The 19,903-nt window shown below is 73.4% G+C and carries 17 protein-coding genes and 1 pseudogene; 10 read left to right on the forward strand and 8 right to left on the reverse strand.

What is annotated here, in order from left to right; genetic code table 11:
* The first annotated feature begins 15 nt into the window (after positions 1-15).
* On the forward strand, positions 16-678 hold the full coding sequence (locus tag CMS_RS01695) for a response regulator transcription factor (protein WP_041464815.1): 663 nt from the start codon (positions 16-18) through the stop codon (positions 676-678).
* A 16-nt stretch (positions 679-694) separates the two neighbouring features.
* Here CMS_RS01695 and CMS_RS01700 read toward each other — a convergent pair whose 3' ends face one another.
* Positions 695-1,840: a DUF3592 domain-containing protein gene (locus CMS_RS01700; RefSeq protein WP_041464299.1), complete on the reverse strand. Its 1,146-nt coding sequence runs from the start codon at positions 1,838-1,840 to the stop codon at positions 695-697.
* 355 nt (positions 1,841-2,195) lie between these two features.
* Here CMS_RS01700 and CMS_RS01705 point away from each other — a divergent pair, with 355 nt between their 5' ends.
* Together CMS_RS01705 and CMS_RS01710 are read left to right on the forward strand one after the other, a co-directional pair.
* On the forward strand, positions 2,196-2,708 hold the full coding sequence (locus tag CMS_RS01705; protein WP_012297800.1) for a DUF2231 domain-containing protein: 513 nt from the start codon (positions 2,196-2,198) through the stop codon (positions 2,706-2,708).
* Positions 2,709-2,756: 48 nt separating this feature from the next.
* Positions 2,757-3,161, forward strand: a complete 405-nt coding sequence (locus tag CMS_RS01710) for a tautomerase family protein (RefSeq protein WP_012297801.1) — start codon at positions 2,757-2,759, stop codon at positions 3,159-3,161.
* 23 nt (positions 3,162-3,184) lie between these two features.
* Here CMS_RS01710 and CMS_RS01715 read toward each other — a convergent pair whose 3' ends face one another.
* Genes CMS_RS01715 through CMS_RS01725 form a run of 3 tightly spaced genes read right to left on the reverse strand, consistent with a single transcriptional unit; the run spans position 3,185 to position 6,551 of the window.
* Positions 3,185-3,697: a GNAT family N-acetyltransferase gene (locus tag CMS_RS01715; RefSeq protein WP_012297802.1), complete on the reverse strand. Its 513-nt coding sequence runs from the start codon at positions 3,695-3,697 to the stop codon at positions 3,185-3,187.
* A 31-nt stretch (positions 3,698-3,728) separates the two neighbouring features.
* On the reverse strand, positions 3,729-4,811 hold the full coding sequence (locus tag CMS_RS16130; RefSeq protein ID WP_012297803.1) for a phosphotransferase family protein: 1,083 nt from the start codon (positions 4,809-4,811) through the stop codon (positions 3,729-3,731).
* 45 nt (positions 4,812-4,856) lie between these two features.
* On the reverse strand, positions 4,857-6,551 hold the full coding sequence (locus tag CMS_RS01725) for a ribonuclease J (protein ID WP_012297804.1): 1,695 nt from the start codon (positions 6,549-6,551) through the stop codon (positions 4,857-4,859).
* A gap of 493 nt (positions 6,552-7,044) precedes the next feature.
* On the opposite strand from CMS_RS01725, the gene CMS_RS01730 reads away from it, so the two are divergent.
* Positions 7,045-8,577, forward strand: coding sequence for a SulP family inorganic anion transporter (locus CMS_RS01730; protein WP_012297805.1), 1,533 nt, complete (start codon positions 7,045-7,047; stop codon positions 8,575-8,577).
* 154 nt (positions 8,578-8,731) lie between these two features.
* On the opposite strand, the gene CMS_RS01735 is transcribed toward CMS_RS01730, so the two are convergent.
* A complete protein-coding gene (locus tag CMS_RS01735; RefSeq protein WP_012297806.1) occupies positions 8,732-8,923 on the reverse strand; it encodes an antitoxin VbhA family protein in 192 nt (63 codons plus the stop codon).
* A 115-nt stretch (positions 8,924-9,038) separates the two neighbouring features.
* On the opposite strand from CMS_RS01735, the gene CMS_RS01740 reads away from it, so the two are divergent.
* Complete coding sequence (locus CMS_RS01740) at positions 9,039-10,418, forward strand: NAD-dependent succinate-semialdehyde dehydrogenase (RefSeq protein ID WP_012297807.1); 1,380 nt, start codon at positions 9,039-9,041, stop codon at positions 10,416-10,418.
* Between the two features lie 238 nt (positions 10,419-10,656).
* Here the strand turns inward: CMS_RS01740 and CMS_RS18320 are convergent.
* Together CMS_RS18320 and CMS_RS01750 are read right to left on the reverse strand one after the other, a co-directional pair.
* Positions 10,657-11,568 (reverse strand): annotated as a pseudogene (locus tag CMS_RS18320) (glycosyltransferase); the annotation flags it as partial.
* A gap of 348 nt (positions 11,569-11,916) precedes the next feature.
* Positions 11,917-12,111, reverse strand: a complete 195-nt coding sequence (locus CMS_RS01750) for a hypothetical protein (protein WP_041464300.1) — start codon at positions 12,109-12,111, stop codon at positions 11,917-11,919.
* A gap of 206 nt (positions 12,112-12,317) precedes the next feature.
* Here CMS_RS01750 and CMS_RS01755 point away from each other — a divergent pair, with 206 nt between their 5' ends.
* From CMS_RS01755 to CMS_RS01770, 4 genes are all read left to right on the forward strand, one after another.
* Positions 12,318-13,517, forward strand: coding sequence for a MalY/PatB family protein (locus CMS_RS01755; RefSeq protein ID WP_041464301.1), 1,200 nt, complete (start codon positions 12,318-12,320; stop codon positions 13,515-13,517).
* A gap of 11 nt (positions 13,518-13,528) precedes the next feature.
* Positions 13,529-14,716, forward strand: a complete 1,188-nt coding sequence (locus CMS_RS01760) for a cobalamin-independent methionine synthase II family protein (protein WP_012297811.1) — start codon at positions 13,529-13,531, stop codon at positions 14,714-14,716.
* Positions 14,717-14,718: 2 nt separating this feature from the next.
* Positions 14,719-16,101 (forward strand): O-acetylhomoserine aminocarboxypropyltransferase/cysteine synthase family protein, encoded by a 1,383-nt coding sequence (locus tag CMS_RS01765; RefSeq protein ID WP_106408702.1) that lies wholly within the window; start codon positions 14,719-14,721, stop codon positions 16,099-16,101.
* Between the two features lie 77 nt (positions 16,102-16,178).
* Positions 16,179-17,552: a Fic family protein gene (locus CMS_RS01770; protein ID WP_012297813.1), complete on the forward strand. Its 1,374-nt coding sequence runs from the start codon at positions 16,179-16,181 to the stop codon at positions 17,550-17,552.
* Here CMS_RS01770 and CMS_RS01775 read toward each other — a convergent pair.
* Complete coding sequence (locus CMS_RS01775) at positions 17,498-18,175, reverse strand: TetR/AcrR family transcriptional regulator (protein ID WP_041464302.1); 678 nt, start codon at positions 18,173-18,175, stop codon at positions 17,498-17,500. The two genes, CMS_RS01770 and CMS_RS01775, sit on opposite strands and share 55 nt — an antisense overlap.
* A gap of 143 nt (positions 18,176-18,318) precedes the next feature.
* Between CMS_RS01775 and CMS_RS01780 the strand changes: the two genes are divergently transcribed.
* Complete coding sequence (locus CMS_RS01780; protein WP_012297815.1) at positions 18,319-19,839, forward strand: DHA2 family efflux MFS transporter permease subunit; 1,521 nt, start codon at positions 18,319-18,321, stop codon at positions 19,837-19,839.
* Positions 19,840-19,903: the final 64 nt, after the last annotated feature.

Here is a 19,903-nt window from a genome sequence, read left to right on the forward strand (position 1 = left end):
GCTACGCTCGGGACCATGGACGACGCCCCGGATGCAGCGCGCATCCGGGCCGTCGTGGTCGACGACGCGGTGCTCCTCCGCGAAGGGCTCGCGCGCGTGCTCGTCGAGGCCGGCATCGACGTGGTCGCCCAGCACGCGGACGCGCAGGGGTTCCTCGCGGCGCTCGCCGACGACGCCCCCGACGTCGTCGTGATGGACGTGCGGATGCCGCCGACCTTCTCCGACGAGGGGATCCGCGCCACGGTCGAGGCGCGCCGGCGCGTCCCGGGGATCGGCGTGCTGCTCCTCTCCCAGTACGTCGAGGCCGCCTACGCCGAGGAGGTCTTCCGCAGCGGGACGGCCGGCATCGGCTACCTGCTCAAGGACCGCGTGACCCGGCTCGAGGAGATCGACGACGCCGTGCGCCGCGTCGCGTCCGGAGGCACCGTGCTCGACCCGGAGGTGGTGACGCAGCTCATGGCCCGCCGCCGCGATCCCCTCACCGCGCTCACGCCGCGCGAGCGCGAGGTGCTCGGGCTGATGGCGGAGGGCCGCACCAACGCCGCGATCGCGCGGGCCCTCGTGATCGGCACGGGCGCGATCGAGAAGCACGTGACGAGCATCTTCTCCAAGCTCGGCCTGGAGGACACGGGCGAGGACCACCGGCGGGTGCTGGCCGTGCTCGCCTACCTCGGGTGACGCGGCGGGCGGGTCGCTACCCGGTCAGCGCGATGATCAGCAGGGCGGTCGACGCGCCGATGATGCAGAGGCCGATGGCGCCGCCCGCCGCCCACAGGCCGATGAGCGTGGAGCGGCCCGCGCCCGGTCGGAGCCCGAGGGATCGACCCGTCTCGACGATGCGCGCGCGCTCCGCGTCGGGGCTGAACGCCGTGAGCACGCCGCCCGGATCGAGCCCCAGCTGGATGATGCGGCCGTACCGGATGCGCCCCGACCGGATGGAGGACGACACCCCGAGACGCGGCACCATGCCGGTCGCCCCCGCGCTCCACGACAGCGTGCGCAGGGTGTCGTCGATGCGGAACCGGTTCTTCCGCTCGTCGACCCGCACGGTGTAGGTGATGCTGTCCCGCACGTCGGAGTACTGGAGGATCGACCACCATCGCGCGTCCGCCAGCGCGAATCCCACCCGGAAGCCGTCGGGACACGGCTCGACCATGAACGGGGTGCCGTCGAGGCCCGACGCCACGCGGCGCGCGAACCGCTCCGTGACGCTGACGTCGGTCTCGGACCCGGTCCCTGCCGCCGATGCGACCGCGGCCGCGGCGGCGACCTCGGGGTAGGCCGTCGGCTCGCCGCCCAGCACGGGCATCTCCGCGCGGGCGGCGTCCTCGGCCGCGCGGTTCCGCCGTGCACGTCGCACGGCCGAGGGCGCGGCGATGAGGAGCCCGAGGCCGAGGAGCGTCATCGGGATCGCGAAGAGGAGCCCGCTCCGGGAGCTCCCGCGGGCCCCGGGGGTGTCGATGATGGCGACCTTTGGATCCGCCGGGTCGTACAGGACGGGGATGGTCGAGCCGGTCGTGAAGTCGTCCGCGCGATCGCTGCACTGCGTCCGGTCGAGCACGGTCTGCCGCGAGCCGTCGGCCGCCGTGAACGCGTAGCGCGGGCAGTGCTCCGTGTCGGAGTACCGGGTGCGGTGCGTCGAGGAGTGGAGCGTGACGACCTCGGTCAGCGTCCCCTCCGCCGTCACGCCGGCGCCGTCCGTCAAGGCGTCGCGGACATCCCCCTGGTGCAGCGCCGAGACGATGCCGAGGATCCCGCTGCCGGTGATCAGGGCGCCGACCACGCAGAGGAGCAGACCCCGCAGGGCGGGTCGCGTCGAGAAGAGCCGCGATGCGCGCATGATCGTCCCGTTCCCTCGGTGGACAGGGCCGCCGCGTGGCACCCGTGAGCGCTGCACACCGGGGGTCCGACTCCCGCGGAACCTATCGGCCGGGATGAGGACGGGTTGATCCGTCGAGCGGTCGATCCCCGGATCGGCCGCCGCCGTGCCCCGCGGACGGCGCGGGGGCGGTAGCCAGCGGACACCCGCGTTCCCGCGCGGACGCTGGGGTGCGGGCGCCGCACGCTGGGATCGCGCTCAGCGGAGGCGCCGGCGGCCGCTCGTGCGACAGCATGAGCAGCAGGCGGGCCACGGTGCGTCGGGCGTCGTCCCGTCGTGCGGATCGACCCGCGTCGACGCACGAGGAGGCCACCGCATGTCCTGGCAGATCAACGGGTTGCCGCTGCATCCCCTCATCGTCCACTTCGTGGTGGTCGCGTTCCCCACGGCCGCCCTGCTCATCCTGGTGTCGGCGCTCTGGCCCGCGTTCGCGCGACGGCTCGGGATCATCACGCCGCTCGTCGCCCTGGCCTCGCTGATCGCGGTGCCGCTCGCGACGTCCTCTGGCGAGAACCTGGAGGAGAAGGTCGGCGCGAACCCCGTGCTCGAGGTGCACACCGAGCTCGGCGACACGCTGCTTCCCTGGGCGGTCGCGGTGTTCGTCGTCGCGGTGGCGCAGTGGCTGTGGATCCGCCGCCTCGCCGCCCAGGAGCCGCGCCGGCCCGGCCGCGACGCGCGCCCGATCCCCCGGTCGCGTCACGTCGCCGTCACCGCGGTGCTGGCCGTCGCCGTGGCCGTCTCCTCGGTCGGCGCCATCGTCACGACGGTGCGCATCGGGGAGTCGGGTGCCCGCGCCGTCTGGTCCGACTCCGCTGCCGGCGGCGACTGAGCCCCGCCGCGACCCCCCTCCCACCCTCGCCCGAACGAAGGGATCCCCGTGCCCCTCATCCGCATCGACCTCGTCGAAGGCCGACCCGACACGCAGATCACCGCGATCGGCGACGTCCTCATGCGCACGCTCGTGGATGTCTACGGCCTCCCGGAGCGCGACCGCTTCCAGATCGTCACCGAGCACGCTCCCGGACGGCTCACGGCCCTCGACGTCGGACTCGGCATCGAGCGGTCCGAGCAGGTCGTGATCATCCAGATCTTCACGCAGGCTGGCCGCAGCACCGAGGAGAAGCAGGAGTTCTTCCGCGTCCTCGCGGACTCGCTCGCCGAGGTCGGCGTCGCCGGCGAGGACCTCGTCATCGGCTTCGTCGAGAACACCGCCGCCGACTGGTCGTTCGGCTTCGGCCGTGCCCAGTACGTGACCGGGGAGCTGCAGAAGCCGGGCAGCTGATCCCGGTCGGTGCGCGGGTCCGCTCACCCCAGCTCGCGCCCCATCTGGATCCGCCGCCCGAGCCGGTCGAGGCCGAGCCGGGCCTCCGTCTCCACGAGCGCGAGGTGGAACGGCGTCGCGGGCTCCTCCTCGACGAACCCGGCGCGGGCGTAGGCGGGCGCGTTCCACGGGACGTCGGCGAAGGTGCGCAGCGTGATCCGCCGATGGCCGCGCCCTCGGGCCTCGTCGGCGGACGCCTCGACGAGGGCGCCGCCATGGCCGCGGCGGCCGTGCTCGGGCGGCACCGATACCTGCTCGAGGTGGGCCAGGTCGTCGATCTCCAGGACGTGCGCGAAGCCGACGAGCGGGCCGTCGGCCTCGGCGGCGTCCTCGGCGACCAGCAAGAAGCCGGGCTCCGCGGCGCGCGACACCCCGGACGGCGCGGGCGGCCAGTCCTCCGGGCGCAGCAGGTCGACGAGCAGGCGGTCGGCCGCGTCCTCGATCCGCTGCAGCGCATCGAGGTCGGCGGTGGTGGCGAGGCGGATGCGGGTGGTCACCGGAGCATCGTACGAGGGGCGCGTGCGGCGGTCAGGCGAGCGCGCGCGCCGCGGCCCGCAGCACCAGGTCGAGCAGCGACGCGAGCTCCTCCATCGCCACCTCCGCGGGCTCGCCGGGGAGGCTGCCGCGGCGCGGTGCGGATCCGGCGTCGAGGGCGGCGACGAGATCCGCCGCGAGCTTCCATCGCAGCGCCATGGACGCGTCGAGGCCGAGGCGCACGAGGTCCGTGGGCGCATCCGGCCCGGTCGACCGGATCCCCTGCGCGTAGCGGTCGACCGCCTCGTCGAGCACGGCCGCGACGTCCGCGGCGGACGCGTCGCCGCGCCGCACCGACGAGCACAGGAGCGACGCGAGGTCGGCGCCGACCGGTCCTGGCCCCACCGACTCCCAGTCGATGAGCACGATCCCGCCCGCGTCGCGGAACACGTTCGCGCCCGTCGCGTCGTGGTGGCAGAGCGTCCTCGGCAGCGCCTCGAGCACGCGGCGCACGCGGTCCTGCCCGGCGAGCAGCCGCGCGGCCGCGGGGATGCGCGCGCCGAGGCGGGCGCGGGCGGCAGGCCCGGGTGCCGCGAGCATCCGCATCCCGTCGGCCCCGGCCTCGGGCTGCGCGTGCCGGTCGATCCAGCCGGTGAAGAGCCACGGATCCTCCGGCGCCCGTCCGAGCCACTGCCCGCCGAGCGCGCCCAGCGCCGCCGCGGCGTCGAGCAGCGCGGCGCGGTCGAGCGGCCGCGGACCGAGGTGCCGCACCTCCTCGATCCAGAGCGTGACGCCGCCGGACGCATCCCGGAGCGTCCCGTGCGCACGCGGCGCGCGGATCCCCGGCGGCAGCGCGTCGAGCAGCCCCGACCGGTAGGCGGCCAGCTCACGCGCGCCGTTGTCGACGAGGTACGGGACGGCCAGCGTGGGACCCTCGGTGCGCTTCTCGACGAGCGTCCACGGCAGGGCCCTGCCGTCGTCGAGGCGCGCCCGCCCGCGGATCCGCGTCACCGACCGGTGCGCGAGGAACGCGTCGTACTCGAGCGGCTCGCGGACGACGCCCTCGAGCGCCGCGACGGGACGCCCGAGCGAGTCGGCGACGGCGGCCGCCAGCCCCGGGTCCCGCTCGTCGTCCATGCCACGACGCTACCGATGCGGCGCCGCGGCGAGGAGCGGGTGGTGCTAGTCCGCGTCCACCACGATGACCGTGACCACCGGCGTGCGGCGGTGGCGGCGCTGGAGCCAGCGCTGCAGGCCGTCGCTCATGGCGCGCTCGGCGGCGACGCCGTCGAGGTGGCGCTTGGCGGCCGCGTTCTTGAGGGCGGTGCTGATGGCGGCCTCGGCCTCCGGGATCCAGCCCTCGTGCTCGACGAAGCCGCGCGTGATGAGCTCGGCCGGGTGGATGAGCTTCTGCTCCTTCTCGTCGAAGATGCCGAGCACGGTGATCTGCCCCTCGGCGGCCAGCGTGCGGCGCTCCTCGAGCGCCTCCTCGGTGGCGACGCCGATGGTCATGCCGTCGACGAACACGTAGGGCGCGGGGACCCGGCCGGAGATCGAGGCGCGGCCGTTCACGAGATCGACGCTCACGCCGTCCTCGATGACGAGCGCGTTCTTCACGCCCGTGCTCTCGGCCAGGGCGGCGTTGGCGACGAGGTGGCGCCACTCGCCGTGCACGGGCAGCACGTTGCGGGGCTTGACGAGGTTGTAGCAGTAGACGAGCTCGCCGGCGCTGGCGTGGCCGGAGACGTGCACCTTCGCGTTGCCCTTGTGCACGACGTCGGCGCCCCAGCGGATCAGGCCGTTGATCACGCCGTAGATGGCGTTCTCGTTGCCGGGGATGAGCGAGCTGGCCAGGAGGATCGTGTCGCCCTCGCCCACCTCGATGATGTGCTCGCGGCGCGCCATGCGGCTGAGCGCCGCCATCGGCTCGCCCTGCGAACCGGTGCAGATGAGCGTGACCTTGTCGTCCGGCAGCTTGTTCAGCGCCTTCAGGTCGATGACGAGGCCCTTGGGGATGCGGAGGTAGCCGAGGTCGGACGCGATCTTCATGTTCCGCACCATCGAGCGGCCTACGAACGAGACCTTGCGGCCGTACTGCTCGGCGGAGTCGAGCACCTGCTGGATCCGGTGCACGTGGCTCGCGAAGCTGGAGACGACGATGCGCTTGGGCGCCGTGCGGAACACCTTCTCGATGGCGGGCGTGAGGTCCTTCTCGGCGGTCGTGAAGCCGGGGACCTCCGCGTTCGTGGAGTCGGTGAGGAAGAGGTCCACGCCCTCCTCGCCGAGGCGCGCGAACGCGCCGAGGTCGGTGAGGCGGCGGTCCATCGGGAACTGGTCCATCTTGAAGTCGCCCGTGTGCAGGACCATGCCGGCGCCCGTGCGGATCGCGACGGCGAGGCCGTCGGGGATGGAGTGGTTCACGGCGACGAACTCGAGGTTGAACTTGCCGGCGTCGATGCGGTCGCCCTCCTTCACCTGGCGGGTGACGGGCTTGATCTTGTGCTCCTCGAGCTTCGCGCTGATGAACGCGAGCGTGAGGCGGGATCCGATGACGGGGATGTCGGGCCGCTCCTGCAGGAGGTAGGGGACGCCGCCGATGTGGTCCTCGTGGCCGTGCGTGAGGACGATGCCCGTGATCTTGTCGAGGCGCCCGCGCAGGGTGCTGAAGTCGGGGAGGATCACGTTGATGCCGGGCTGGCTCTCCTCGGGGAAGAGCACGCCGCAGTCGACGATGAGCAGCTCGCCCTCGTACTCGAACAGCGTCATGTTGCGGCCGACGTCGCCGAGGCCGCCGAGGGGCGTGACCCGCAGGCCGCCGCGGGGCAGGCGCCCGGGCTTGGCGATGTCGAGGGCGTGGGCGTGGGACGTGGGAGGCATGGTGCCTTTCTGGTCAGGTCGTGCGGGTGATGCCGAGGTGCGCAGGTCGTGCTCGCGCGGTTCGTGCGTGGAGACGGTGCCTCCGGTGATGTCAGGGGCCGTCCGGGAGGACGGGTGGTGCGGCGCCGGGTCGCGGGCGACGGGGGCGGATGCGACGCGCGTCGCGCGGGTGCCGCCTCGCTCCCGGTCGGATGAGGGTCCAGCCGGTGTCGGCGGGGTCCGGTGTCACGGTGGTGAGCGGCGGCGCGCGAGGCGCGGTCAGCATCGAGTCTCCCATGCCCGCGCCGCGGAGTCCGCCCGGGCGCTCCGCGCGCCCATGTCGTGGGCCGACGTGACGCCAACCCTCCCTTCACGTTAGGGTTGGTGCAGGAGCCCCGCTCCGATCCCCTTCCCCTCCCGGCAGCCCGCACGGCGGCCGCGACACCCGCGCGACGACGCGCCACCGACCTCATCAGTGCGGGCGCGATGCCCGCGACAGAACGGAAGCCCATCCATGGCCTCAGGAACATCCACCCCGACCGTCCCCGCGCCGCCCGTCCGGCAGCCCAGCCCCACCGTCCTCCAGGCGCTGAGGAGCCCGCGCCTCCTCAGCCGCGAGGTGCTCGCCGGCCTCGTGGTCGCGCTCGCGCTGATCCCCGAGACGATCTCGTTCTCGATCATCGCCGGCGTGGATCCGCGCGTCGGCCTCTTCTCGTCGTTCGTGATGGCCGTCGCCATCGCGTTCCTCGGCGGCCGGCCCGCGATGATCACCGCGGCCACCGGCGCCGTCGCGCTCGTCGTGGCACCGATCGTGCGCGACCACGGCCTCGACTACCTCATCGCCACCGTGATCCTCGGCGGCCTGCTGCAGATCGTGCTCGGCCTGCTCGGCGTCGCGAAGCTCATGCGGTTCATCCCGCGCTCGGTGATGGTCGGCTTCGTCAACGCGCTCGCGATCCTCATCTTCTCCGCGCAGATCCCGAACCTCGTGGGCGTGCCGTGGCTCGTCTACCCGCTGGTCGCGGGCGGCATCGCGATCATCGTGGTGATGCCGCGGATCACGAAGGTCGTCCCCGCGCCGCTCGTCGCGATCGTCGTCATCACCGTCGCGGTGGTCGTCACCGCGCTCGCCGTGCCGACCGTGGGCGACCAGGGCGCGCTGCCCGACAGCCTGCCGACCCTCTTCATCCCGGACGTCCCGCTCACGTTCGACACCCTGCGGATCATCGCGCCGTACGCGCTCGCCCTGGCGCTCGTCGGGATCCTCGAGTCGCTGATGACCGCCAAGCTCGTCGACGACATCACCGACACGCCGTCGCGCAAGACCCGCGAGACGCTCGGCCAGGGCGGCGCGAACATCCTCTCGGGCCTCTTCGGCGGCATGGGCGGCTGCGCGATGATCGGCCAGACGATGATCAACGTGAAGGCCTCCGGCGCACGTACCCGCATCTCCACGTTCCTCGCGGGCGTGTTCCTGCTGATCCTCGTGGTCGGCCTCGGCGACGTCGTCGCGACGATCCCGATGGCCGCGCTCGTGGCCGTGATGATCATGGTCTCGGTCGGCACCTTCGACTGGCACAGCATCCGGCCGTCGACGCTGCGCCGCATGCCGGTCGGCGAGACGCTCGTGATGGTGCTCACGGTGATCGTCGTCGTGCTCACCGACAACCTCGCGATCGGCGTCATCATCGGAGTGATCGCCTCGATGATCGTCTTCGCCCGCCGCGTCGCGCACTTCGCGACGGTCGAGCGCACGGAGCGCACCGACGAGGACGGCGCCCCGGTCGCGCACTACGCCGTCATCGGCGAGCTCTTCTTCGCCTCCAGCAACGACCTCACCACGCAGTTCGACTACGCGGGCGACCCGGAGCGCGTGGTCATCGACATGACCGGATCCCACGTCTGGGACGCCTCGACCGTCGCGGCCCTCGACGCCATCACGTACAAGTACGAGCGCCACGGCAAGCGCGCCGTCATCAGCGGCATGAACGCGTCGTCCGCCGCGATGCACGGCCGCCTCGCGGGGGAGCTGGGCGCGGGGCACTGACCGGGGCGTGGCCGGATGGGCCTCGCGTCAGCGCCCGCGGTCGGTGTCGCGACGCGGGGTCCGGCTGCCCAGCCTGCTGCGGTCCCGAGCAGCGGCCGCCGTCCTGGGTCGGGGGGTCGCGGGAGCGACCACCCTGTCGAGCATCGTGCGTGGCTCAGCCGATGCCGTATCGGGCGCGGACGCGCTCGCGCAGCTCCGTCGCGTCGATTCGTCCGGCCACGTACTCGCCGGCGTCCTCCGACGTGCTCGGGGTGAGGTGCAACCCCTCCATCTCACCGCTGTGCGCGGCGTCCTCCACGCGGCGCCGGCGCTCCTCGCGCCCGGCGCCATCCCGATCCTCCGGCATGCGGTACTCCGATCCTCGATGTCCGATGGTAACGGCGAGACCTCGGTGCGATCAGGGCCGCTCGATATCGTGGGCCCACCCGCGTGACCCGCGCGGAGTCCGAGGAGGAGCCCCCATGAGCAGCTACGCCGTCACCGATCCGACCACCGGCGAGACCGTCGCCGTGCATCCCGAGATCACCGACGCGGAGCTGCAGGAGGCCGTCGCGCGGGCCGAGGGCGCCTACCGCGGTTGGTCGCGCCGCACCTCCATCGCCGAGCGCGCCGCCCTCGTCGCGCGGGTCGCCGAGCTGCACGTGGAGCGCCGGGACGAGCTGGCGCGGATCATCGTGCGCGAGATGGGCAAGCCCCTCGACCAGGCGCTCGGCGAGGTGGACTTCGCCGCCGACATCCACGCCTACTACGCCCGGAACGTCGAGGAGTTCCTCGCCGACGAGGCCATCGAGCTCGCCGACGGCACCGGATCCGCGTTCGTGCGCCGCTCGGGCCTCGGCGTGCTGCTCGGGATCATGCCGTGGAACTTCCCCTACTACCAGGTGGCCCGGTTCGCGGCGCCGGCCATCGTGACCGGGAACGCGATCCTGCTCAAGCACGCGCCGCAGTGCCCGGAGTCGGCCGAGGCGATCCAGCGGATGTTCGCGGATGCCGCCGCCGAGCTCGGCGCCGACCCGGGCGTCTACGTGACCGTGCTCGCCACGAACGCGCAGATCGAGGGCGTGATCGCGGACCCGCGCGTGCAGGGCGTCTCCGTCACGGGATCCGAGCGGGCGGGCGCCGCCGTGGCCGAGATCGCCGGCCGGCACCTGAAGAAGGTCGTGCTCGAGCTCGGCGGATCCGACCCCTTCATCCTCCTGTCGACCGACGACCTCGACGCATCGGTCCAGGATGCGGTGGCCGCGCGCCTCGACAACAACGGCCAGTCCTGCAACGGCGCCAAGCGCTTCCTCGTGATCGACCACCTCTACGAGGAGTTCGCCGCCCGCTTCACCGCGCAGCTCACGGCGGCGCAGCCCGCGGATCCGATGTCCGACGGCACCGTGCTCGGCCCGCTCTCCTCGCGCGCCGCGACCGAGCGCCTCACCGAGCAGCTGTCCCGCGCGGTCGCGCAGGGCGCGACCTTCCTCGCGAGCGGAGAGCCGGACGGCAACCTCTTCCCGCCCGCGGTGCTCGCCGACGTGACCCCCGAGATGGACGCCTACCGCGAGGAGTTCTTCGGCCCGGTCGCCGCGCTGTACCGCGTGCACTCCGAGGAGGAGGCGGTCGCGCTCGCGAACGACACCCCGTTCGGCCTCGGTTCGTACGTCTACACGACGGATCCGGAGCAGGCGCTGCGGGTCGCCGACGGCATCGACGCGGGCATGGTCTGGATCAACCTCGTGCTCGGCGACGCGGCCGAGCTGCCCTTCGGCGGCGTGAAGCGCTCGGGCTCGGGCCGCGAGCTCGGCCGGCACGCGGTCGACGAGTTCGCGAACCGGAAGCTGATCCGCATCGCGTGACGCGCGGGGGCGCCGCGGAGCTCAGCGTCCGGACAGGGACTCCGGCGACTCCGGTGATGCGGTGCGCTCCGCCGGCTCCACCGGGGGAGCCGGACGCGCCGCGACCGCGGCGGCCAGCCCCTCGGCGATGACGTCCACCGCATCCGGGAGCGCGGCGATCACGGTGGCGAGCTCCCGGCTGCGCGCGGTAGGAGGGCGTGGTGAGGACGTCGCGCATGGCGCGCCGGATCGCGCTCGGCCGCGGCTTCCCCGTGCGCAGGTCCCTGCCGCACCCGGCCCAGGCGACGCGGGCCGCGACCTCGGGCTTGTCCTCCGTGGATCCCGCGACCACCAGCGGCAGGCCGTGCGCCAGCATGCGCTGCACGCCGCCGAACCCGCCGTTCGTCACGACCGCGTCGCAGAGCGGCAGGAGCAGGTCGTGGGAGACGAACTCCGCCACACGCGCGTTGGCGGGGATGGGCCCGCCGAACTCGCGCTCCAGCTCCTCGACCGGGCGCCCGCCCGTGGTCGCGACGACGAGCACGTCCTCGTCCGCGAGGGCGCGCAGGGTCGGGGCGATGAGCCGGCCGGGATCCGCGTTGTCGATGGTGCCCTGGGTGACGTGCACGACGGGGCGGCCGTCCTGCAGATCGGACCACCAGTCCGGCAGCGCCGTGTCGTGCGCGCTGCCCGGCGCTGCCCGCAGCGGCCCGACGAAGCGCACCGTGTCGGGCAGCTCACGGCGCGGGTACTCGAGGGCGGGGACGCTCAGCTGGAAGAGCTCGTCGAAGCAGAGGTAGGGGAAGTCGAAGGTGTCCGTGCGCGAGGGCGCCGCGCCGATCTCGGCCAGCACGGCGTCGACCGCGCGCCGGAGCGGGCGGGTGAGCCCGGGACGGATCGCCGCCGTCAGCGCCCGGTCCCTGAGGTGGCCGAGCGGCCCGCGACCGGGCGGGAGGGCCGCGCCGAACGGCGCCGCGTCGACGCTCGTGAGCGTCACGGGCGTGGTGGCCAGCCCCAGGACGGGGAGGCGCTCGGCACGCGCGAGGGCGACATACGGCGCGACCCCGGTGAACGCCGACTCGCTGAGCACCGCGTCGAACCGGCCCTCCTCCAGGAGCTCGAGCAGGGCGCGGTGCTGCCCGGGGATCACCCGGACGAACATGGCGATCATCCCCTTCCGGATCGCCGCGACGCCGCGCGCGGCGTCGGCCTCGCCGAGCAGGCCGTCCAGCTCCGCGTCGTCGTAGTCGACGTCGGCCGGCAGGGGGGGGCGAAGGTGAGGCCGGCGTCGGTGACCAGCTCGCGGTACTTCGCGCCCGTCAGCAGGGCGATGTCGTTCCCGCGGGCGGCGAGCCCGCGTCCGACGGAGACGAGCGGTGCCACGTGACCGTAGATGGGCGGGGCGCAGAGCAGCTAGGAGGGCATGGCGAGGCTTCCGTTCGTGGCGCTGTGCGCACGTGGATCGCGCGTCGCCGGGAGGGATCGAGATGGAGAGGTGGAGCGGGTGCCGTGCCGTGCCTCAGCCGGCGGACGCGGGTGCGGGCGCGAAGGGACCCGCGAACGGATCGGCGTCCGGATCCGCGTGCACGAGCGCGTGCAGCCGGACGGTGCCCGCCACGAGGGAGGCGCCGAACGCGAGCGCGACCACGCAGACCGAGCCGAGGACGGCGACGGCGCACGCGAGGGGCAGGCTGGGCTGCAGCGGACGACGCATGCGGGGACTCCTCGTTCGGGGCACGGCGGGAACCGCGGTCGGGCGGGAGCACCGTACCCACGGGCGGCTGGACGGCAGGCGATCCGTCCACATGGAGCGGATCCGCACCCGGACGCGCGTCTCGGGGACGGGAGCCGCCCGCGGTGCGTGTCGTCGTGTGACGCGCGCGCTCGCGACCGCGGCCGGCGGGCGGGACCATGGCCGCCATGGTGGAGGTCACGACGGCGCCGATCGACGAGATCCGCGGCCAGCGCACGAGTATCAAGTGGACGCGGTTCCCCGCGGACGTGCTGCCCCTGTTCGTGGCCGAGATGGACTACGCGATCGCCGAGCCCGTGGTCGAGGAGCTGGTGCGGCGCGTGCGCGCGTCCGACGTCGGCTACCTCGACGGGCCGGGACCGCTCGCGCCCGCGTTCGCCCGGTTCGCCCGCGAGCGGTGGGGCTGGATCGTCGACGAGAGCCGCGTGCGCATCGCCACCGACGTGAGCGTCGGCATCGTCGAGACCCTGCGGCTCGCCGTGCCGCGCGGCGGCCGCGTGGTCGTGACGCCGCCCGTGTACCCGCCCTTCTTCGAGCTGGTGGAGGAGGCGGGCGCGCGCGTCGAGGAGGTGCCGCTCCTGGTGTCCGACGGCCGCGCATCGCTCGACCTCACGGGGCTCGAGCGCGCGTTCGCGTCCGGGGTCGACGCGTTCCTCCTCTGCAACCCGCACAACCCGATGGGGATCGTGCACGACGCCCGGACCCTCGCGGCCGTCGCCCGGCTCGCCGCCCGCCACGACGTGCTCGTGATCAGCGACGAGGTGCACGCGCCGCTCACGCTCCCGGGCGCGACCTTCACGCCGTTCGCGCCGCTGGCCGAGTCGCTCGGCGCGAGCTCCGTCTGCGTCACCTCCGCGAGCAAGGGGTGGAACCTCGCGGGCGCCAAGTGCTCGCTCGTCATCGCGGGGGATCCGCGCACGCACGCGCTGCTCGACGGCCTCGTGGAGGAGGTGGCCTGTCGCACGAGCATCCTCGGGCTGCACGCGAACGTCGCCGCGTTCTCCTGTACCGACTGGCTCGACGATGCCATCGCCCGAATCGTCGCGAACGACCGGCTCCTCGCCTCCCTCCTCGCCGAGCACCTGCCCGGCGTCGTCCACCACCGCCCCGCCGCCGGCTACCTCGCCTGGCTCGACCTCCGCCCGCTCGGCCTCGGAGCCGACCCGGCCGCGGTGCTGCTCGAGCGGGCTCGAGTCGCCCTCAACGCCGGCCACTGCTACGGCACCGGGGGCGCCGGCCACGCCCGCCTCAACCTCGCCTGCGATCCCGACGTGCTGAGGGAGGCCGTGCGGCGCATCGCGGCCGCCGTCGGAGCCGCCGCCGCTTCCACTCCCGTCGCCGCCCCCGCCCCCGCCGCCACCCACTGAGGAGCCCCCGCATGACGGACCGCATCCTGACCACGCACGCCGGCAGCCTGCCGCGCACGCCCGAGCTGACCCGCCTGCTCGTCGCCCGCGACCAGCGGCGCGCGTTCGACCAGGACGAGCTCGCGGAGCTCACCGCGTCGGCCGTCGCCGACACCGTGCGGAAGCAGCTGGAGACCGGGCTCGACATCGTGAACGACGGCGAGGTGCCGCGCGTCGGCTTCTCGACCTACGTGCTCGAGCGCATCGACGGGTTCGGCGGCGCCGGGCACCGGAAGCCCACGCTCGACTCGATCAAGTTCCCCGAGTACGCCGCGTTCCAGGCGAAGCAGATCGTGGAGGGTGCGGACGTGGCGTGCGTTTGGGATCCGCCGGTCGCCCAGGGCCTGCTCGAGTACGACCCCGCGCTCGCCGGGATCACGGAGGACCTCGACGGCTTCGCCCGCGAGCTCGCCGTGCAGGCCGGTCGCGGCCTCGCGCCCGCCGGCACGTTCTTCTCCGCGGCGACCCCGGGGATCGTCTCGACCACCCTGCTGCTCGACGCCGCGAACCCGCACTACGGCGACGACCGCGCGTACGTCTTCGCGCTCGCCGACCAGCTCAAGCTCGAGTACGACGCCATCGTCGCGCGCGGCCACACCCTGCAGCTCGACGCACCCGACCTCGCGATGGAGCGGGTGATCCAGTTCGGCGACGCCACGCTCGAGGAGTTCCTCGCCGCGGTCGACCTGCACGTGGACGCGCTTAACCACGCGATCCGCGACATCCCGCGAGAGAAGGTGCGCCTCCACGTGTGCTGGGGCAACTGGCAGGGCCCGCACCAGGACGACGTGCCCGTCGAGGTGCTGCTCCCGCACCTCTACCGGGCGCGCGTGGGCGCGTTCAGCATCCCGCTCGGAAACCCCGCGCACCAGCACGAGGCGCCGTCGTTCCGCGGGCACCCGCTGCCCGAGGGCGCGGTGCTCATCCCGGGCGTGGTGGACGTGACCACCAACTACCTGGAGCACCCGCAGGTGATCGCCAACCGGATCCTCGAGGTGGTCGACGCCGTGGGCGACCCGGCGCGCGTGATCGCCGGCACCGACTGCGGCCTGTCGACATTCGCGAGCTACGAGTTCGTCGCCACCGACGTGGCGTGGGCGAAGCTCGCCGCGCTCGTCGAGGGCGCGGCCATCGCCTCGCGTCGGGTGCTCGGCTCGTGAGCGTGCTCGACGGGATCCGCGCGGCCGCGCCCGACGCCGCCGCGCGCGCCGCCGCCGCGGCCGCCGCCGGCTTCACCACGCGGCAGGTGCACGCCGGATCCACCCCCGACACCGCCCACGGCGCCCGTGTCGCGCCCGTGCACCTCAGCGCCGGCTTCGTCTTCGACAGCTTCGCCGAGGCGCGCGACCGCTTCGCCGGGGCCGACGAGGGGTACCTCTACACGCGCAACGGCAACCCCACGACCGACGAGGTGGAGCGGCGCCTCGCCGACCTCGAGGGCGGCACGGAGGCGCTCCTCCTCGCGAGCGGACAGGGCGCGACCGCGACGGCGATGCTGTCGATCCTCCAGGCCGGCGACCGGATCCTCTCCTCGCGCAGCGTCTACGAGGGCAACCGCACCCTCTTCCAGGGAAGCCTCGGCCGGCTCGGCATCGGCGTCGACTTCGTGGACGACCACCGCGACCTCGCCGAGTGGGAGCGCCGGATCACGCCGGAGACGCGCGTGCTGTTCGGCGAGCCCATTCCGAACCCCAAGAACGACCTGCTCGACCTCGCCGGCATCGCCGGGGTCGCGCACCGCCACGGCCTGCCGTTCGTGGTCGACTCCACGCTCGCGACGCCCTACCTGCTGCGGCCCATCGAGCACGGCGCCGACGTCGTCGTGCACTCGACGAGCAAGTTCCTCGCGGGCCACGGCGCGGTGCTCGGCGGCGTCGTGGTGGACGGCGGATCCTTCGACTGGGCCGCCCGTCCCGACCTCTTCCCGCACCTGAACCAGCCCGAGCGCTCGTTCGGCGGCGCGAGCTGGGCCGACCGCTTCGGCCGCGGCGCGCTCGCCGCGTACGCCCGCGAGGTCGTCGCCTCGCGCTTCGGCCCGACGCCCGCGCCGTTCAACGCGTTCCTGCTGCGGCAGGGCATCGAGACGCTGTCGCTGCGGGTCGAGCGCCACTCGGCCAACGCGCTCGCGGTGGCGCGCTTCCTCGAGCAGCGGCCCGAGGTGTCGTCGGTCGACTACGCGGGGCTCGAGTCGAGCCCGTCGCACGACCTGGCGCTCACGTACCTGCCCGACGGCCAGGGATCCGTGTTCTCGTTCACGCTCGCGGGCGGGGAGCCGGCCGCCGAGGCGTTCACCGACGCGGTGCAGCTCTTCAGCCGCATGACCCACCTCGGCGACGTCCGCTCGCTCGTGCTGCACCCGGCGTCGACCACGCACGCCGGCCGCACTCCCGAGGAGCGCGACGCCGCCGGGATCTGGCCGGGCCTCCTCCGCGTCTCCATCGGCATCGAGGACATCGCCGACATCCTCCGCGACCTCGAGCATGGGCTGGATGCGGCGCGCGCCGTCGGATCCGGACGGCCGTCCGTCGCCGCGCGACAGGCGTGATCAGAGCCCCTGATTGATACTTCTATTAGTACTAAAGTTAATGACTGCACCCAGGGGGTGACGGAGGGGAGCCGCACGTGACGTACGTCGAGCTCGTCTGGGAGCCGCAGGAATCCGCTCATCTCAGCCGCCGTGACCGCGCGCGCGGCACGTACCGGGCGTTCGTGCCGGACGAGCTGGCCACCGGCCTGCCGCAGATCGGGAGAGAGGCGCAGGACGCCGCGACCGACGCCCTCGCGGTGCTGGCGAGGGCGGACGAGCGGATCGGCCGCCGAGCGGGCTATCTCAACCACCTGCTCATCCGGTCGGAGAGCATCTCCTCGTCGTGGATCGAGGGGAACCGCGTCACGCCGAAGCGCCTCGCCATCGCCGAGCTCCTGCAGCAGGGCACGCGGGTCGCCCTCGACGTGATCGCCAACGTGCGCGCCACGGAGGAGGCGATCGACGCCCTCGCGGATCGGGAGCGCCCGATCACCGTCCCGGACATCGAGGCGCTCCAGCACGTCATCGAGCCGTCGCTCGCCGAGGGGATCCGGACGGAGCAGAACTGGGTCGGAGGATCCGGTTGGTCCCCGCTCCGGGCGGAGTTCGTGCCGCCTCCGGAGGGCGAGGTCCGTCGGCTCCTCGACGATCTCGCCCGCTTCTGCACGGACACGGAGGGCAACCCGGTCGTGCGGGCGGCCATCGCGCACGCCCAGTTCGAGACCATCCACCCCTTCATCGACGGGAACGGCCGCACGGGCCGCGCGCTCATCCACACGGTCCTGCGACGCGGCGACGCGGTGCGCGACATCCTGATCCCCATCTCGACGGTCCTCGCCTCGGATGCGGACGCGTACATCGCCGGGCTCACCGCCTTCCGCGCCGGCCGCGTCGACGAGTGGGTCCGAGCCTTCGCGGAGGCGGCCGAGCTGGCCGCCGGCACCGCGGTGCGTCTGGCGGAGGACGTCGCCCGGCTCGACGAGGAGAGCGTCGAGCGGCTCGTGGAGCATCGTCGAAAGAAGGGACTCACCCCCGCGCGGCCTCGGGCGGACGCGGTCGTCCTGCGCGTGCTCGGTCGGCTCGCGACGGATCCCGTGCTCACTGCGGACAGCGCCGCGCGCACCCACGGCGTGTCACGGGTGGCCGCGCACCGGGCGCTCACCCAGCTGGCCGACGCGGGTGTCCTCGCACGCAACAAGGACCAGAAGGGGCGCCTCGTCTGCTGGACGGCGGACCGCCACCTCGCGCTCGTCGCCCTCAGCGAGCGGAGCAACAGGGTCGGCGGAGGCGACACGGCCGCGCAGCGTCCCCGTCACGGTCCGCCAGCTCCCGATGCGTCCGTGCTCGGACGCCTCCGGGAGTCGCAGTCCGCGGATCTCAGACGACAGGCGCGCGGCCAGCCCGCGCCCGCGCCTCAGGCCGCGCCCGTGCCCGCGATGTCCCGGAGCCGCCGGCGCACCGCTGCGTAGGACGCGACGAGGGTCGCGTCGAGGCCGGCCGTGCGCGCATCCGCCCACTCGTCGAAGGCCGCGCGCACCGCGACGCCCGCGAGCTCGGTCACGAGCCGGGCCTCCTGTGCCGTGATGCGGCCGCCGAACGCCGTCGTGATCCGCTCGGCCAGCTCCCACGAGCGCGTCGCGTCGATCGAGACCGCCGTCGACCGCAGCTGCGGCTCCGCGGCCATGAGCCGGCGCACGCGCAGCTGCTGGTGGGCGATGGCGGAGAGGTCGCCGTCGAGGGTTGCGAGCACGCGCTCGTAGACGGCCTCGAGCTGGGGGAGCGGCGCGGATCCGCGGTCGACGTCGGCGAGCCAGGCGTCGAGCGGCGCGTCGAACACCGGGTGGAGCGTGAGGACCGACTCCTCCTTGCTCGGGAAGTAGCGGAAGCACGTGCGGTCCGAGACGCCCGCGGCCTGCGCGATGTCGTGGATGGTGGTGGCCGCCATGCCGCGCTGCTCGAAGAGCGCGAGCGCCGCCTCGCTGATCTCGGTGGTCGTCGCCATGCGCCGCCGCTCGCGGAGGCCGGTCGCGCCGCCCGCCGGGAGGGTCGCACCCGCGCTCTCGGCGTCCGCCGTCTCGCTCACCGTGCTCATGCCGTCGTCCGCCCTTCGCGGATCCGACCTGCCGGATCCGTCGTTCGTGTCATAGACTGCCACATGGTCCGAGTCTGACATCTGGATCGTCCCCGCTCCGCAGCGTCGCGTGCGCCCCGCCATCCACTCCCCGGAGACACCCCATGACCACGCCGCCTTCCGCCGACACCCGGCGCGAGACCCTCCCCACCACGAGCCGCGCCGCGGACGACCGCGCCGTCGCCCCCGAGGACGAGCGCCTGCCGCAGGGCGCCCCGCTCGTCATCGGCCTGCTCGTGGTCGCCGCGTTCGTCGTGATCCTCAACGAGACGATCATGAGCGTCGCCCTCCCGAGCCTCATGGCCGACCTCGACATCACCACCGCCACCGCGCAGTGGCTCACCACCGGCTACATGCTGACGATGGCCGTCGTGATCCCCGCGACCGGCTTCATCCTGCAGCGCTTCTCCACGCGCCAGGTGTTCGGCGCCGCCATGACGCTGTTCTCGATCGGCACGCTCATCGCCGCGATCGCGCCCGGCTTCGGCGTGCTGCTCCTCGGCCGCATCGTGCAGGCCAGCGGCACGGCGATCATGATGCCGCTGCTGTTCACGACCGTCCTCAACCTCGTGCCCGCCGCGCGCCGCGGCCGCCTGATGGGCGTCATCTCCATCGTCATCGCGGTCGCCCCGGCGATCGGCCCGACGGTCTCCGGCCTCATCCTCAGCTCGCTCTCGTGGCGCTGGATGTTCTGGATCGTGCTGCCCATCGCGCTCATCGCGCTGACCCTCGGCCTCTGGAAGATCACGAACCTCACGACCCCGCGGAAGCTGCCGTTCGACATCCTCTCCGTCGTGCTCTCGACGCTCGCGTTCGGCGGTCTCATCTTCGGCCTCTCGAGCCTGGGCGAGTCGGCCGAGGGCGACGCGCCCCTGCCGCTGTGGATCCCGATCACCGTCGGCGTGCTCGCGCTCGCCGCGTTCATCACCCGCCAGGTCTCGCTGCAGCGCGAGGACCGCGCCCTCATGGACCTCCGCACGTTCCGCAGCCGCCCGTTCGTGGTCGCGATCATCATGGTGAGCGTCAGCATGATGGCGCTGTTCGGCAGCCTCATCGTCCTGCCGCTCTATCTGCAGAACGTGCTCCAGCTCGGCACGCTCGAGACCGGCCTGCTGCTCCTCCCGGGCGGCGCGCTGATGGCGATCCTGTCGCCCATCGTCGGCCGCCTGTTCGACCGCGTCGGGCCGCGCCCGCTCGTGATCCCCGGCGCCATCGTCGTGAGCATCGCCCTCTGGGGCATGACCACGATGCTCCACGAGGGCACGTCCATCGGCTGGGTCATCGCGGTGCACCTGGTGCTCAACGCCGGGCTCGCGTTCATGTTCACGCCGCTGCTCACCTCGGCGCTCGGATCCCTGCCGCCGCGCCTCTACTCGCACGGCAGCGCGACCGTCTCGACCATGCAGCAGCTCGCGGGGGCCGCGGGCACGGCGCTGTTCGTCACGGTGCTCACCACCACGACGGTCGCGGGCCTCGCGGACGGGCAGTCGGAGGTGACGGCGACCGCGGCCGGTGTGCAGGCGGCCTTCATGATCGGCGGGTTCATCTCGCTGGCCGCGATCGTCGCGTCGTTCTTCGTCCGGCGCCCCGCCGAGCCCGTCCCGGAGGGCGTGGCGGCGCACTGAGCGGGACCTCGACGCAGGTCCCGACGACGGTCTTCCCCAGGTGGCTAATTGTGTTAGCTTCTAG

Origin of the sequence: Clavibacter sepedonicus, assembly GCF_000069225.1 — a bacterium.
GTDB lineage: Bacteria > Actinomycetota > Actinomycetes > Actinomycetales > Microbacteriaceae > Clavibacter > Clavibacter sepedonicus.